This window comes from Myxococcales bacterium (genome assembly GCA_016720545.1).
Taxonomy (GTDB): domain Bacteria; phylum Myxococcota_A; class Polyangia; order Polyangiales; family Polyangiaceae; genus JAAFHV01.
Map to the genome: position 1 here is coordinate 471,358 of JADKKK010000006.1, position 14,351 is coordinate 485,708.

The 14,351-nt window shown below is 72.6% G+C and carries 13 protein-coding genes; 7 read left to right on the forward strand and 6 right to left on the reverse strand.

All coding sequences use genetic code 11. From position 1 onward, the window contains the following. Nucleotides 1–6 precede the first annotated feature (6 nt). Nucleotides 7–1,107, forward strand: coding sequence for a cation transporter (locus IPQ09_15725; protein MBL0195645.1), 1,101 nt, complete (start codon nt 7–9; stop codon nt 1,105–1,107). Nucleotides 1,108–1,113: 6 nt separating this feature from the next. On the opposite strand, the gene rsmG is transcribed toward IPQ09_15725, so the two are convergent. From rsmG to IPQ09_15740, 3 genes are all read right to left on the reverse strand, one after another. Further along, nucleotides 1,114–1,821, reverse strand: coding sequence for a 16S rRNA (guanine(527)-N(7))-methyltransferase RsmG (gene rsmG, locus IPQ09_15730; GenBank protein ID MBL0195646.1), 708 nt, complete (start codon nt 1,819–1,821; stop codon nt 1,114–1,116). A 17-nt stretch (nt 1,822–1,838) separates the two neighbouring features. Then, a complete protein-coding gene (locus tag IPQ09_15735) occupies nt 1,839–2,417 on the reverse strand; it encodes a CoA pyrophosphatase (protein MBL0195647.1) in 579 nt (192 codons plus the stop codon). 110 nt (nt 2,418–2,527) lie between these two features. Continuing rightward, nucleotides 2,528–3,157 carry an MBL fold metallo-hydrolase gene (locus tag IPQ09_15740; GenBank protein ID MBL0195648.1) on the reverse strand — a complete coding sequence of 210 codons (630 nt, stop codon included), beginning with the start codon at nt 3,155–3,157 and terminating at the stop codon, nt 2,528–2,530. 104 nt (nt 3,158–3,261) lie between these two features. Here IPQ09_15740 and IPQ09_15745 point away from each other — a divergent pair, with 104 nt between their 5' ends. Together IPQ09_15745 and IPQ09_15750 are read left to right on the forward strand one after the other, a co-directional pair. Continuing rightward, nucleotides 3,262–3,774 (forward strand): hypothetical protein, encoded by a 513-nt coding sequence (locus IPQ09_15745; protein ID MBL0195649.1) that lies wholly within the window; start codon nt 3,262–3,264, stop codon nt 3,772–3,774. Next, nucleotides 3,771–5,315 (forward strand): GMC family oxidoreductase, encoded by a 1,545-nt coding sequence (locus tag IPQ09_15750; protein MBL0195650.1) that lies wholly within the window; start codon nt 3,771–3,773, stop codon nt 5,313–5,315. Before IPQ09_15745 ends, IPQ09_15750 begins: the two co-directional genes overlap by 4 nt. A gap of 66 nt (nt 5,316–5,381) precedes the next feature. Here the strand turns inward: IPQ09_15750 and IPQ09_15755 are convergent, their stop codons facing one another. Then, entirely contained in the window at nt 5,382–6,797 is a 1,416-nt protein-coding gene (locus IPQ09_15755) for a hypothetical protein (GenBank protein MBL0195651.1), read from the reverse strand. A 437-nt stretch (nt 6,798–7,234) separates the two neighbouring features. Between IPQ09_15755 and IPQ09_15760 the strand changes: the two genes are divergently transcribed. Together IPQ09_15760 and IPQ09_15765 are read left to right on the forward strand one after the other, a co-directional pair. Beyond that, nucleotides 7,235–9,316, forward strand: a complete 2,082-nt coding sequence (locus tag IPQ09_15760) for a hypothetical protein (protein ID MBL0195652.1) — start codon at nt 7,235–7,237, stop codon at nt 9,314–9,316. Between the two features lie 319 nt (nt 9,317–9,635). Then, the gene (locus IPQ09_15765; protein MBL0195653.1) at nt 9,636–10,292 is read left to right on the forward strand and encodes a metallophosphoesterase; all 657 of its coding nucleotides are present in this window, start codon (nt 9,636–9,638) and stop codon (nt 10,290–10,292) included. A gap of 34 nt (nt 10,293–10,326) precedes the next feature. On the opposite strand, the gene IPQ09_15770 is transcribed toward IPQ09_15765, so the two are convergent. After that, nucleotides 10,327–10,857 (reverse strand): peptidylprolyl isomerase, encoded by a 531-nt coding sequence (locus tag IPQ09_15770; GenBank protein ID MBL0195654.1) that lies wholly within the window; start codon nt 10,855–10,857, stop codon nt 10,327–10,329. A gap of 397 nt (nt 10,858–11,254) precedes the next feature. Beyond that, nucleotides 11,255–11,983, reverse strand: coding sequence for a hypothetical protein (locus IPQ09_15775; protein ID MBL0195655.1), 729 nt, complete (start codon nt 11,981–11,983; stop codon nt 11,255–11,257). A gap of 263 nt (nt 11,984–12,246) precedes the next feature. Here IPQ09_15775 and IPQ09_15780 point away from each other — a divergent pair, with 263 nt between their 5' ends. Both IPQ09_15780 and IPQ09_15785 read left to right on the forward strand, forming a co-directional pair. Further along, a complete protein-coding gene (locus tag IPQ09_15780) occupies nt 12,247–12,864 on the forward strand; it encodes a hypothetical protein (GenBank protein MBL0195656.1) in 618 nt (205 codons plus the stop codon). 217 nt (nt 12,865–13,081) lie between these two features. Continuing rightward, a partial coding sequence (locus IPQ09_15785) for a hypothetical protein (protein ID MBL0195657.1) occupies nt 13,082–14,351 on the forward strand: 1,270 nt, incomplete at its 3' end.

Genomic DNA, 14,351 nt, shown 5'->3' on the forward strand with positions numbered 1-14,351 from the left:
TTGTTGATGGTGACGCGCGCAACGGGCGCGCGCCGTCATGTCGCGGTCACGTCGCGAAGGTGCGAGCGCCACGCCCACGGTCGCGCTCGAGCTCCCGTTGACGCCGCGGCAAGTCGCTCTCATGATGCGCGCCATGATCCCGGCCAGGCTGGCGCGCGTGGCGAAGCGAGCCCCTCGGTGAGTCCCGCCCCGGCGGTCGGGAAGCCCGCGCCGGCCGCGCGCGCCGGGCTCGCCGGGTTCGCGGCGCTGTCGATCGCGACGTCGCTCCTCGTCTTGACCCTCAAGGTCGCGGCGTGGCGGCTCACCGGCGCCGTGGGGCTCCTCGCCGACGCGCTCGAGTCGATCGTGAACGTGGTCGCCGCGATCGCCACGCTCTACGCGCTCCGGGTGGCGGAGCGGCCCGCCGACGAAGATCACGAGTTCGGCCACGGCAAGGCCGAGTACTTCGCGAGCGGCTTCGAAGGCGCGCTCATCGGCGTCGCGGCGCTGGCCATCGTCGCTGCCGCCATCCCGCGGCTCATCCACCCGGCGCCGCCGGAGGCGAACCCCGTGGGCCTCGCGGTCTCGATCGTGGCGAGCGCGCTCAACTTCGTCGTCGCGCGGGTGCTGCTCTCGGCGGGCAGGCGCCACCGCTCGCCGGCGCTCGAGGCCGACGGTACCCACCTCATGACCGACGTCTGGACGTCGGTGGGCGTGCTCCTGGGGCTCGGGATCGTGTTCGCGTCGGGAGTCGCCCGAATCGATCCTATCATCGCGATTTTACTAGCGATTCACATCCTCCACGAGGGCGTCAAGATCGTGCGGCGGGCCGGCATGGGGCTGCTCGACGGCGCGATGGCGCGCGAGGGGCGCGAGGCGCTCGTGAAGATCCTCGACAGCTACGAGCCGCAGGGCGTGCGGTGGCACGCGCTGAAGACCCGCGACGCGGGGGTGCACACGTTCGTCTCGGTGCACGTCCTCGTGCCCGGCGCGTGGCCGCTGGCGCGCGCCCACGACGTGGCGCAGCGCATCGAGGACGCGATGCGAGCGTCCCACGAGCGGCTGCACGTCATCACCCACCTCGAGCCCCTCGAGGATCCACGCGCCCACGACGACGACTGGCCCTGAGGCCGCTCAGCGGTCGCCTCGACTCACCCGCAGCACGACCACGCGGCCGGTGCGGGTGGGAGTCGTGTGCTCGTGGGCGCACCCGGCGAGCTTCATGGCGCGCTTCGCCTCGCGGAGCTCGAGCTCGGCGCGCTGCCCCTTGATGAACACGAGGCGGGCGCCGTCGCGCGCGAACGGCGCGGTCCACCCCAAGAGCGCCGCGAGCTTCGCGACCGCGCGGGCGGTCACGGCGTCGAACGCGCCGGCGAGCTCGGTCTCGCGGGCGTCCTCCGCGCGCTCGGCGATCACCGACACGTTGGAGAGCCCGATCGCCTCGGCCACGTCGGCGAGGAACGCGGCCTTCTTCTGCGTCGCCTCGAGCAGCGTCACCTCGAGGTCGGGGCGCGCGATCGCGAGCGGTATTCCGGGTACGCCCCCGCCCGAGCCCACATCGAGCACCGAGGCGCCCGGCGGAAGCGAGGCGAGCTCTGGCACGATCGACAGGCCGTCGAGGGCGTGCTTCGTCCACACCAAGAGCGGATCGGTGACGGCGGTGAGGTTCACCCGCTCGTTCATGGCGAGCAGCCGCGCGAGGTAGTCGCCGAGGCGGGCGAGCTGCTCGGGCGTGAGCGAGACGCCCAACTCGCGGAGCGAGTCGGCCAGGTCCGGAGGTACCGGCAGCGGCGGCGGGGACGGTAGCGGGAGGGGCTCGCGCGTGCCTTGCGTGCCTGACATGCGCGCTGTGTAGCAGGTCACGCCCCCGGCGGGCGCGGGAGCTCGCGGACGACGGCGACGAGGTTGTGCAGCACCGCCGCGGTGGCGCCCCACACCAGCTCACCCTCGACCTGCCACCCGACCTTCGGGAACACGCCGCGCGCACGCGCAGAGAAGACGCGGAGCGGCGCAGAGAAGGCGCGCGCGACCTCCACGGGGTCGGGCTCGGGCACGAACGGGCCACGCAGCCACGCCACGTAGGGCGTGATGACGTACCCGGTGAAGGTGACCACGTCGTCGAGCGGGCCGAGCACGTCGGCCTGGTCGGCGGGCAGCCCAAGCTCCTCGCGCGCCTCCCTGAGCGCGGTCTCGAGCAGCGTGATGTCGCTCGGATCGCGCCTCCCCCCCGGGAACGAGACCTGCCCGCCGTGCCGCCGCATGGTCTCGGGCCGCTTCGTTAGCCACACGTGGGTGTCGCCGTCGCGCTCGAAGAGGCAGGCGAGCGTGGCGCTCTCGGCGCCGGCAGAGCCCACCGGGATCTCCGACCGAGCGCGATCGGCGAGCCGAGCGCGGAGCGCGTCGCGGAGAGCAGACTCGGGGAGCGGCGAATCGAGCATGGGGAGCGGCCCTAGGGCGCGACGCCGGGCGAAGTCGATCGCGGCGCGACGCAAGAAGACTCTAAGGACGGTGAGCTTCACCGAGGAGGGGGCCGGGCGCGAAAATTCGGTCAGAAGAAGGGGTTCTTGTCGCGCTCGTCGGCGAGGGTCGTCGTGGGGCCGTGCCCTGTGACCACACGCGTGTCCCCTTCGAGGGTGAAGAGCTTGTCGCGGATGGATCGAAGGAGGGCGTCCGAGTCGCCGCCCCAAAGATCGGTGCGGCCAATGCTTCGCTTGAAGAGCGTGTCGCCCGTGAAGAGCACGCGCTCGCGGCCGTGCGTGAGCACGAAACACACGCTGCCCGGGGTGTGTCCCGGGGTGTGCAGCACGCCGAGCTCACACGCGCCCGAGGTGACCGTGCCGCCGTCGACGAGGGTGCCTTCCATGTGCGTGCTCTCGGGCAGCGCGATGCCGAGCATCGCGGCCTGCACGGGCAACATGTCGTAGAGCGGGCGGTCCTGCTCGTGGATGAGCGCTGGTACCTCGTACGCGCGCACGAGCCCGGGCGTGGCCCCGACGTGATCGATGTGCGTGTGGGTGTGGACGATGGCGGTGGGCACGACGCCGAGCGCGTCGAGCCGCGCGCGGATCTTCGGCAGCTCGCCGCCGGGGTCGACCACGATGGCGGTTTTCTTGTCTAGATCCGCGATGATAGAGCAGTTGCACCCCAGCGGCGCGACCGCGAAGTATTCGACGTGCAAGGTCATGGTGGACGCTGTAGCACTCCGCGCGCGCGCCGCGGAGCGCGGTCGCCGGGGACCGAACCGCGTTGCCACGCGCCTCCGCCCTTGCTGTCATGGTCGCCATGCCCACGTCGCAGCACACGGGTGACCGCGAGCTCGTCGCGCCGAGCTCGCTAATCGCGCGCGCGCGCGCCCCGCGCCCCACCCTCGCCGGCCCGTTCGACGTGAAGGATCGCGAGGTCGCGCCGCTCTCCGCGTCCACGGTGCGCCTCGCCCGCGCGGTGACCGAGGCGATGTTCGCGACCGGCGAGGGCCCGCCGCCGGCCGATCGGCTCGAGTGGGTCACGACCGAGCTGCGCGGCTTCCTGGGGCACTCGCCGGACGCCTCGCGGGTGTTTCGGCTCTGCCTCTTCTTGGTGACCGGCCTCGGCCCGCTGCTCTCCCTGCGGCTCGGCTTCGCGTCGCGCCCGCTCGAGGAGCGCACGAGGTTGCTCGAGCGCGTCGAGAAGAGCCCGCTGTCGACGGCGCTGCTCGGCCTGAAAGCTGTACTCTGCATGTTGTACTTCGAGCACCCGGACGCCGCGCGCTCGATCGGGGCGCCCGTGGGCGACGAGGGCTGCAAGGTGAAGGCTTGATCCCCGTCGTCAGCGGCCGGTCGCACCCCCGCGACACGCCGCTCGTGCTCGACGCCGACGTGGTGGTGGTGGGCTCCGGCGCTTCGGGCGCGGTGGTGGCCTGCGAGCTCGCCGAGGCCGGGCACCGCGTGGTGGTGCTGGAGGAGGGCCCGTTCGTCCCCGGGCTCGACCACGGCGCGATGCGCGTCAGCGAGTCGCTCCGCCACGTGTGGCGCGGCGCGGGCCTCACGGTCGCGTACGGACTGGGCGACACGCCGCACATCAACATGACCATGGGGCGCGTGGTGGGCGGCTCGTCGGTCATCACCGGCGGCGTGTGCTTCCGCGTGCCCGACGCCGTGCTCGGCGTGTGGCAGAAGGAGCGCGGCCTCCACGAGCTCTCCGAGCGGTCGCTCGAGCCCTGCTACGCGTCGGTCGAGCGCGCGGTGCACGTGGAGACGGTGCCCGAGCACATGCGCTCGCGGTCGACGCAGCTCTTCGCCGAGGGGGCCGCCCGACGCGGCCTCGAGATCAAGCCCATCCGGCGCAACACCGAGGGTTGCAACGGCTGCGGGCGCTGCAACTTCGGCTGCCCGCACGTGGCCAAGCTCAGTGTAGACCTCACGTATCTGCCGCGCGCGGCGGCGAAGGGCGCGCGCATCTACGCCGACTGCCTCGCCGACCAGGTGCTCATGAAGGGCGAGCGCGCCGTGGGCGTGGCGGGCCACCTGCTGAACGGAAAGGGCGGCGGGCCTGGCGACACCTTCGTGGTCCACGCGCCGCTCGTGGTGCTGGCGGCGGGCGCGGCGTTCACGCCGCTGCTCCTCCGGCGATCAGGCGTCACCGGGGTGTCCGGGCAGGTGGGAAAGAACGTCACCGTGCACCCTGGATTCCGCATGATCGCGCGCTTCGACGAGGAGGTGCAGGGGTGGTCGGGCTCGATGCAGGCGGCCTACACAGACTCCCTCGAGCACGACCGCATCACCTTGGTCGGCCTGTTCATCCCGCCCGCGATCATGGCGGCCACCATGCCGGGCGTCGGCCCCTCGCTCCTGCGGCGCGCGGGCCAGGTGAAGCACCTCGCGGTGTTCGGGGGCATCATCCACGACGAGGGCGGCGGTCGCGTCTGGCCCGGCCTCGGGCGCGAGCCCATCGTCACGTACCGCATGGCGCGCGAGGACCGCGCGCTCGTCCCGCGCGTCATCCGCGAGATGGGCGAGGCGTTCTTCGCGGCCGGCGCGCGCGAGGTGTTCGCGCCCGTCCTCGGCGCGCCAGGCATGGACGCCGACACGTTCCGCGCCTTCCCCTTCGAGCGCGTGCACGCGCGCGACATCGAGTGCTCCTCGCAGCACCCGCTCGGGAGCTGCCGCATGGGCAAGACCCGCGAGCACTCGGTGGTCGATCCTTACGGCAAGGTGTGGGACACCCGCGGCCTCTACGTGGCCGACGGCAGCATCGTGCCCACGAGCCTTGGAGTGAACCCGCAGCTCGCCATCATGACGCTGGCCACCCGGGTCGCGTGGCACCTGCGCGACGACGTGCTCGGCGCGCAGGCTCACTGAGGCCCGAGCCTCTCACGCGCCAGACGACGTGCGCGCGTGAGAGCCGGGTGATCCGCGCGCGCGCGGTTACTGGGCGATGGTGAAGTTGTCCACGCAGGTGAGCGCCACGTCGGCGGCCCGACCGACGACGAAGCCCGCGCGGTTGAAGGTGATCCCGCCGACCACGTTGGCGCTGGCCATGCCCCCGGGGACCGGCGCACCGCCCGCCGTGAGCGCGACCGAGATGGCGCCCGACGGGTTGAAGGTGGCCGCCAGGTGGTAGGTGGTGCCGGCCGTGAGGTTCACGTCGGTCGGACCCGCGAGCGTCGTGCCGCCGAGCGACTTGATGTACAGGCGCGGCGGCATCGAGCCGCCGTCGACCCCGGCGAAGAAGCCGGAGGTGATGGTGCCCGCGTTGTCGAGCGCGACCATCGCGTTGGTCTCGAGGCCCGCTGTGGCGGTAGCGACCCAATCGTACTCCACGGTGGTGGGCGCTTGGTTTATGCGCATCAGCGCCACGCTCTGGTCGTCGCCGCACGCGGACTCGCCCTTCAGCGTCGGGGCGGAGAGCTGCGCGGGATAGGTGATCCAGCAGCCACCGATCGACGCCGAGTCCGGACGCGCGAAGGGCTCCAAGAAGGTCGCGACCGGGCCGCAGGTGGCGCTGTCCGCACCGGCATCCGGTGCGCCCGTGTCCGGTGCGCCCGTGTCCGGTGCGCCCGTGTCCGGGGCGCCCGTGTCCGGGGTACCGGTGTCGGGGACGCTCGCGTCGGTGCCACCGTCCGCGAGGCGGTAGCGCGTGCAAGGCTCCGACGCGATGCAGGTCTCCACGCGAGGGCAGTCTTGGGTCGGCTTGAGCGCGCCCTCGATGCAAGCGGCCACCCGCCCCCACGCGTCCGGGAGGCACGTGGCGCGCGCCGTCGCGCAGCCGCTCGCGCAGTCGGTCGTGCACGCCTGGATCTTCGGGCAGAGCTCCTGGCAGGTCGCGTTCGCGTCCAGCCGGAGCCCGACGATGTAGACGCTGAACCGGGACGTCTGGAACTTCGCCTTGCCGCCCTCGAACGTCGCGCCGGGGACAATCTCCCAGGTGGTGTCCTTCTCGTCGTCGAGGCGAAGGACGACGAGGTCGGTCCGCGTGGAGGTGAAGGGGAGCGTGATCGTGATCGGCACCGCGAAGGTGAGCCCGTGCGGCGTGAACGCGACGGGGGCCGACACGAACTCGATCTGGGCGGGCTTCGCCTGCACCTTGGCGGGATCGATTTGGGTGACCTCGACCTTCACGCTCCCCGTGACGGCGCCGGCCGGAATGTCCAGAGTCTCGCCGCTGGGGAGGGCGACCTGACCGCCCGCCGCGGAGACCTCCTTCGAGACGGAACCGCCGGGCACGACCGGGTTTGCGGTCACGACCGGCGGCGTGGGGCTCGGCACCGGGTCGCTCTTGCAGGCCCCGGCGACGAACAGCACACCAAGCAACGCGACCCCGAGTCCCCGCTTAATTGACATTATCCCAGGGTGGTACATCCACGTGCCGCTGACAAGCGCGGGACGAAGGATCGAGCGCGATCAGCGCGGGTGGAGCAACGCGCCACCGAGCCAACCGAGAGAGCTCAGCCAGGCGATCGAAATGAGGGACCTCGCCAGGATTATTCATCAAGCTCATTTCGACGAGCCACGCAGACCGCAGCGAAGAGCTTGCACCTCCGCACCGCAGGACCGAGGGCTGTCCGTACGCTGCAGGTCCGAGGAGCACCGTACGAGCTCTGCAGCAGGGGATCGGATGGCTCGCTGACGCAAACGTTGCGTTGCGGCGCCGGTCGAAGCGGGTAGCGTGAACGGGCTGGTGGGCGCGGGCCGGCGGAGGAGGCTGCGTGGGTCGAATTTCTCGTTCGTCGGGCTCTCGAACAGCGCTGGTCGCGAGCCTCGCTATCGCAAGCGGCGCGGTGGCTGCGTGCAGCTCCACGCCGGCGGCCGCGCCGGCGGCCACGGACGCGGCGCCGCCCGTCTCCGCGAGGGTGGACGCGTCTCCGCCGCCGGTGGTCGACGCGTCCGTGCCCGACTCCGCCGTCCCGTGCGGGAAGAACCTGCCGAAGAAGTGCGGCGTCGGTGAGGCGTGCGTCGAGCCCACCGACTGCGAGTCTCTCAACTGCACCGGCGGCGCGTGCGTCGCGAGCTCGTGCACGAACAAGGTGCAAGACGGCAAGGAGACCGGCGTCGACTGCGGAGGCACCTGCCCCACGCGGTGCGACGGCGAGCCCTGCACCAAGAACGAAGAGTGCCAGAGCACCACCTGCGCGCCCGACAGGACCTGCGCCCCGCCTGGCACCAAGACGTGCGGCGTGGGGCTCCCGAACCCGTGCGAGAACGGCGAGGTCTGCCTGCAGGACCTCGACTGCCGCACGGACTACTGCCGAGCGCTCGCGTGCACCGCGCCCCCGGCGGGCGTTCACCAAGACGGGCGCCGCAACGGCGGCGAGACGGGGATCGACTGCGGGGGTAGCGCAGCCCCTGCCCGGCTCTGCGGGGCGGGGCAGAAGTGCAAGGTCAGCGACGACTGCGTGTCGACGTGCACGGGCAGCGTGTGCGACGCGCCCAGCGCGACCGACGGCAAGAAGAACAACGGCGAGACCGACGTCGACTGCGGCGGACCGAACGCCCCGCGCTGCGTGCTCACCCGCGCCTGCGCGACCGACAACGACTGCCAGCTCCGAGCGTGCGCCGCGAACGTGTGCGTGACGCCCACCTCAGACGACAACGTGAAGAACGGCCTCGAGTCGGACATCGACTGCGGCGGCGGCGCGGTGACGGAGGGCGCCGTGAGCTATCAGGCGCCCGCATGCAGGGACGACAAGCGCTGCACGGCCGCCACCGACTGCCTCTCCGAGGCGTGCTCGCCGACCGGCCGTTGCGTCGCCAAATCGTGCTCCACGGCCGAGACCGCGGGCATCGGGACCTGCGGCACGAAGGAGGTCGGCGAGGCCGGGGCCGCGCACGAGTCGTGCTGCCGGTCGCTCACGCTGCCCACGCGGACCACGAAGCGCCTCGACAAGTACGAGATCACCGCCGGGCGCATGCGCACCTTCGTCACCGCCGTCGGCCCGAACGTGCGCGCGTGGGTGGCCGCCTACGTGGCGGCGAACCCGGGCTCGCAGCTCGACGGGCTCCTCTCGCTCGCGCCGGTGGTGGGGAATCTGTACCCGTCGACGCGCTCGGGTCCACTCAACATCGTGGCCCACCTCGGCGCGATCGACATCGACAACTACGACGGCATTCGCGGCTGCTCGAACTGGTACGACGTCGCGAACCCAGCGTCAGGCAACTTCGGCGCGGGGACCTACTGGCAGCCGGACGCCGACCTCGCCCAATACGGGATCCCACCGCGCACGATCCCGCGGACCACGCTCGACGCGAAGCCCCTCACCTGCGTGACCCCGCTGATGCTCGCGGCGTTCTGCGCGTGGGACGGCGGCGAGCTCGCCCGCCACGCCGACTACATGGACGCGTGGGGCGCCTACAATCAGCCCATGGGGCCCACCGATCCCGGGAGGCCGGCCTACAACTGGTGCAACGGCCGCCCCGGCAACGGCGGCTGGTCGTGCCAGGACACCGCGCTCGGCAACGGCGGCATCTTCTACGAGTTCCCCAGAAACCAGGTGGAGAGCCGCGACCTCAGCATTTGGATCGCGGCGCCGGGCCGGTTCACCACGGACGCGACCTACCTCAAGTCGGGTGGCGAGTCTTGGTACGATCTCATGGCGAACCTCGGCGAGTACACCGGCGATTTCTCTGCCCCCACGTCGAACTTCTGCGACTTCTCCACCGCTCCCGCGCCCGGAGCCACCACGTGCACGCGCTCGAACAAGCCCGTGGGTGCCATCGGAACGCGCTACACGGGTATCCCGCTCGCCGGCATCGTCGGGCGCTCCTGGGAGGGGCACAACTACGGTCGCGGCAACACTGCCAACTTCCAGGTGATGTTCCAATATGGCAAGTTCGGCGGACGGTGCGCGCGCCCCGCGCAGTAGGCGCAGTAGGCCGCTCGCGAGCGGAGGAGCGGAGCCCGACTCGCGCACCCGCTCGCCGCGCTGGCGGCGCGCGTAGATGGCAGTCGCAGACTGAGCACGAGGCGGCGCGCGGAGCCCCCCGTGGGCTCCTCGCCGTAGCGCAGGCCCCGGCGTGGCCCTGACTACGGCGCGTCGCTGGGCCCCTCGCGTCGCGCTGGGTCTCGCGGCGGCGGTTGGCGCTTACGCCTTTGGCGTCGAGCCACGCTGGGTCGAGGTCACACGTCCACGCCGGACCTGGTCCGGAGGGCCCCCCGCGGCGGCAGCGAGCCCGCTCCGCGTCATGCACCTGAGCGATCTCCACGGGACGTCCCCGGGCCACGTGGAGGAGCGTGTGATGCAGCTCGTGGAGTCTGAGCGCCCCGACCTCATCGTGCTCACGGGGGACACCTGCGACCAAGGCACCTTCGCGGCCTACGCGCCGTTCCTCGCGCGCCTCCACGCGCCGCTCGGCGTCTTCGCCGTGCAGGGCAACTGGGAGCACTGGCGCCCCGCGGTGGACGAGATCGAGGCCTATCGCGCGGCCAACATCACGCTGCTCGTCAACGAGGCGAGGAAGGTCCGCGACGATGTCTGGGTGATCGGCTTCGACGACCTGACCGGCGGCTCACCCGACGCGGAGAGGGCGCTCCGCGACGTACCTCGCGACGCGAACGGCGTGAGGACCATCGCCCTCATGCACTCTCCGCAGTTCTTCGACGCCATCGCGGGACGCGTGACGATCGCGTTCGCTGGGCACACGCATGGCGGGCAGGTGTGCGCGCCGGTCGTCGGGCCGCTCTGGCTGCCACCCGGCTGCGGTCGCTACGTGGCGGGTCCGTACGAGGCCCGCGGCTCGTGGATGTATGTCAGCCGAGGCCTCGGGACGTCGATCCTTCCGGTTCGCTTCCTCGCCCGACCCGAGATCGCGATCGTCACGCTGGACGACGGGACCCCGTGAGCCGCGCGGGGTCGCCCCGGCGAACGCGACGACGCTACCGAGGGCACCGCTCGATGGACACGCTCATGTGCACGTCCACCTTGGGCTTGTCGTTGCTGCGGCGCTCGACCGCGGCGATGGCCTTCGCGGTCTCGACCGAACAGGTACCAAAGACGTTGTAGTCGGCCTTCGGCCCCCTGCCGACGACCACGTAGAACTGGCTGCCGCTTGGTAGGAACTCGTCCGGCGCGGGGTTCGACGCCGCCATCGAGAGCGCACCAAGGGTTTGTGGCGCGTGGTTCTCGTTCGGGAGCGAGTAGCCGGGGCCGCCCGTGCCGGTGCCCCGCGGATCGCCGCCTTGGATGACGAAGTCGGGAATGACGCGGTGCCAGATCAGTCCCTCGTAGAACCTGCCCACGGTCCACTGCCCGTTCTTCAGGAAAGGGCGCGTGCCTCGGGCGAGGCCCACGAAGTTCGCCACCGAGATGGGCGCGGCCGCCTCGTCCAGACGGCACACGAGCTCGCCGAGCTCGGTGGTGATGCGCGCGGTGAGCACGCCGCTGGCGTTCTCCGGGAAGCCCGCCATGGCCTGGGCGAGCGTGAAGGACGCGGCGTCGCCGAGCGGGTCCCCGCCGTCGGGGCCCGCCTCGAGCGGCGCGCCTCCGTCGACCGCGCCGCGATCGACCACGCACCCGGTGTCGGGCCGCGCGTCAGTGGCGGCGTCGGCCCCCGGAGTCGCGTCGGGAGGCGGCGCCGTGTCGGCCGCGACGGCGTCGACGCCCGCGTCCACCGCGCCCGGTGCAGGATCGCTGGAGCACGCCAGGAAGGCGCCGGCGCCGGCGGCGATCGCACCGGTGAACCAGAGCACGAGGCGGAGGCGACCGCGTGGAGCGAGACGACCCGGGAGACGATGTGCGCGGCGAGACATCCGCTCACGCTACCACGCGGGGATTGCGTCGCGCGCCCGCGCCACCGCCCCACCTTCAGAAGTGCGTCATCGTGACGCCCACGCCCATCCCCGAGCCCACCGACACAGGCTCGACCTTCCACGACGCGCGGCCCGGGGAGACGACCACCTGCTGCGGGAAGAGGGCACCCGCGACGGCCAGCGCGACGCCGCCGACCTGCACCATCCCGTCGAAGGCCGCGAGCGCCGCGCCACCGGAGGTGGGCGCCTTCGCGGAGGTGATGAACGGACCGACGATGGGCACGTAGAGCCAGTCGCTCCCCGAGCGACAGTCCTGCTGGGCGCCGCAGGTGCTCCCCGCGTACGCGAGCGAGAACAGGTACGCGGAGCCCGTCACGACGACTCCTGCGATGACCATGCCGCGGCGCGCGCGCTCCTCGAGGCGGGAGTCACGGGGGATGCGGCCACCCTCGTAGGCGACGACCCTTGGCGGCGTGTACTGGCCGTCGTAGCCCCCCTCCTCCGGAGCGACGGTTGCGGGCGCGGCGACGTGGACGGGCGCGGCGGGCGTGCCAACGGGCGCGGCCGCGGCGGCCGGGACGGACACGGTCGGAAGCGGCGCGAGCGGCGCGGGCGGCGCGGGCGGCGCGGGCGGCGCGGGCGGCGCGAGCGATGGGAGCGCGGGGGCCACGGTGGGCGCAGGGGTGGCGGCGGGCTCGTCCGCGCGAGCCTGCGACGAGGCGAAGGTTGCCAGAGAGGCGACGGTGAGAGCGACGGCGAGGCACGAGCGGCGGCGGGTGGTCATGGCGTGGACTCCTTCTTTCGAGGGGCCCTATGGCAACCCTCGTGCCACGCGCGACGCGCGGCACTCTCGGCCCGCGACGCGCGGCGAGCGTGCAGGCCGGTGCACACGCGTGCACCCGCCGGCGCATTCGCTCACCGCTGGCGGGCCGACCCTCCAGCTCGGGCTCGGGCAGGCGAGCCCCGTCACCTGCAGGCCTCCGCCTTGCGCGGCGAGCGATCGGCGCGGCGCGCGCCGCGTGGCATGTCTCCTGCTGAGGCACGCGCATGAGATCCCTCCTGCTCGTGTCCATCGCGCTGCTCTTCGCCGCGCCCGCCCTCGCGGACGAACCCCCGACCGCGCCCGTCTCGAGGGGCGCAGCACGCTCGCGGCCCGCCGAAGCGCCAGCCGAGCCCGCCGCCGAAGCGCCAGCGGAGCCACCCGCGAGCACGTGGTACGGGTACCAGACACTGCTCGCCGACGCGGCCAGCGTAGGCCTGCTGTTCGCGTCGGCCGGCGCGGAGAGCGGAGGGCTCGCGGTCACCGCGCTCGTGGGGATGGGCGCGGCCTCGCCGACGATTCATCTCGTCCACGGGCGACCGTGGGCCGCCGGGGGGAGCCTGCTCGTGCGCGGGGCGGCGGTCACCGTGGGCGGTCTCCTCGGGTTCACCGCCGCGTCAGGTTGCGGCGGCAGCGGCAGCTTGGGGTGCCTCTACGGCGGCCTCCCCGAGGCGGTGACCGGCGGCCTCATCGGCTACGCGGCGGCCTCGCTCATCGACGCGGCGGTGCTCGCCCACGAGCCCAGCGCCACCCCGGCGCCCGCCACCGCCGGCATCCGCAGCGTCGCGCCCAGCGTCGACCCGCGGTCCGGCGCCGCCGGCGTGGTCGTCGGCGGGGCGTTCTAACGTGGACGCCTCACGCGCGGGCGCCAAGCCAAGTGAGCTGGAGCCCACGGGCGCTCGGGGACTCGAGGCGAAGTGGGAGCGCGCCCGGAGCCAGCGAGTCGCGTGGGCGAGGGCGCGCGAGGGCTCGGAGGAAGCGCTGGACGCCGACGGCGTCGGTCGAGTTCAATCCATGTCGAGGGCGCGCGCTCTCGGGGAGCCGTACGACGTTGAGCATCGAATGACCGCCGACGACCGGCTCACGCTCGGGTCGAGCATCGTGTTCCTGGCCCTCGCCGGCCTCGCCGCGGTGCGCGCGCGCCGCGAGCCGCTCGCCGTGCCTCTCGGCGCCCTCTACCTCGACCTCTTCGCGTACGACGTGCTCGACCTCATCTCGAGCAACTCGCGCGGGGACGCGGCCCGCTGGTTCAACGCGGCGGCGGCCGCGCTGGCGGTTCCGCTCGCCTTCGAGGTGGTCGCCACGTTCGTCGGCCGGCGACGCCGACTCCGCTGGGTGGCCCGTGGCATCTGGGCGTATTTCTTAGCCATTGCGATTACTTGCGTGAGCCCGATCGCGTTCGCGAGCCCACGGCTCAACGCCTTCGCGCTGAGCCCGGCGTGGGGAGTCGTGGTAGGGCTGGGGCTCTCGGTCGCGCTCGGCGTGTCGTTCGTGCTGCTCGCTCGGCACCTCCGCGAGAGCGCGAAGACGGAGCGCTCCAGCGCCTGGCTGGTCACGGCGGCGGTCGCGCTCGGCGTGGGCGGGAGCGGCACGGACGTGTTTGCGATCGCCGGCGCGCCCGTGCCGCGGCTCGCGGCGTGGGGCCTCTTGGCGAGCGGCGTCCTGCTCGCCGCGGGTACCCTGCGCTTTCGCCTGGTGCGGGACCTCACTCCGCGGGCGATGGCGACCTCGATCGCCATCGCGCTCGGCGGCGTGGTGGCGCAGCTCGGGCTCGCGCGCTCGTGGGGCGCCGGCAGCGCGCTGCTCGTGCTCGCGTCCGTGGTTGTCACGCTCGCCGTGTGGGGCGCCTTGCGCCACGTCGCCGGTCGCTACGCCGAGGGCACCGCGCGCATGCGCTACCACGCGACCCTCGGGCGCTTCGCGGCGCAGATGGCCCACGACGTGCGCAACCCGCTCGCCGCCGCGCGCGGGGCGGCGCAGCTCCTCCTCGAGGAGCACGCGCAGGGGCGCCCGCTGGAGGACGGCGTCCGCTATTTGCACCTCATCGTGGAGCAGACCGATCGGATCACGCAGGTGGTCGACCGATACCAGCGGCTCGGACGCGTGGAGGCCTCGCTCGCGCGCGTCGATCTGACCGCGCTCTTGGGCGGTCTCGTCGAGGCGCAGCGGCTCGCGATGGGCGAGGGCGTCACGCTCACCCTCGCGATCGAGCCGAGCTGCCCGGACGTTCGCGGAGACGCCGAGCTGCTCGCGAGCGCGCTCGAGAACCTCGTGCGCAACGCGAACGAGGCGATGCCCAAAGGCGGCGCCATCCGGGTCGGCGCCGAGCGAC

What these genes read in the sequence shown, in the direction of transcription:
- IPQ09_15725 (MBL0195645.1), top strand. Translation starts at nt 7, where the DNA reads ATGGTGACGCGCGCAACGGGCGCGCGCCGTCATGTCGCGGTCACGTCG.
- rsmG (MBL0195646.1), bottom strand. Translation starts at nt 1,821, where the DNA reads ATGTCAGGCACGCAAGGCACGCGCGAGCCCCTCCCGCTACCGTCCCCG.
- IPQ09_15735 (MBL0195647.1), bottom strand. Translation starts at nt 2,417, where the DNA reads ATGCTCGATTCGCCGCTCCCCGAGTCTGCTCTCCGCGACGCGCTCCGC.
- IPQ09_15745 (MBL0195649.1), top strand. Translation starts at nt 3,262, where the DNA reads ATGCCCACGTCGCAGCACACGGGTGACCGCGAGCTCGTCGCGCCGAGC.
- IPQ09_15755 (MBL0195651.1), bottom strand. Translation starts at nt 6,797, where the DNA reads ATGTCAATTAAGCGGGGACTCGGGGTCGCGTTGCTTGGTGTGCTGTTC.
- IPQ09_15765 (MBL0195653.1), top strand. Translation starts at nt 9,636, where the DNA reads ATGCACCTGAGCGATCTCCACGGGACGTCCCCGGGCCACGTGGAGGAG.
- IPQ09_15770 (MBL0195654.1), bottom strand. Translation starts at nt 10,857, where the DNA reads ATGGCGGGCTTCCCGGAGAACGCCAGCGGCGTGCTCACCGCGCGCATC.
- IPQ09_15775 (MBL0195655.1), bottom strand. Translation starts at nt 11,983, where the DNA reads ATGACCACCCGCCGCCGCTCGTGCCTCGCCGTCGCTCTCACCGTCGCC.
- IPQ09_15780 (MBL0195656.1), top strand. Translation starts at nt 12,247, where the DNA reads ATGAGATCCCTCCTGCTCGTGTCCATCGCGCTGCTCTTCGCCGCGCCC.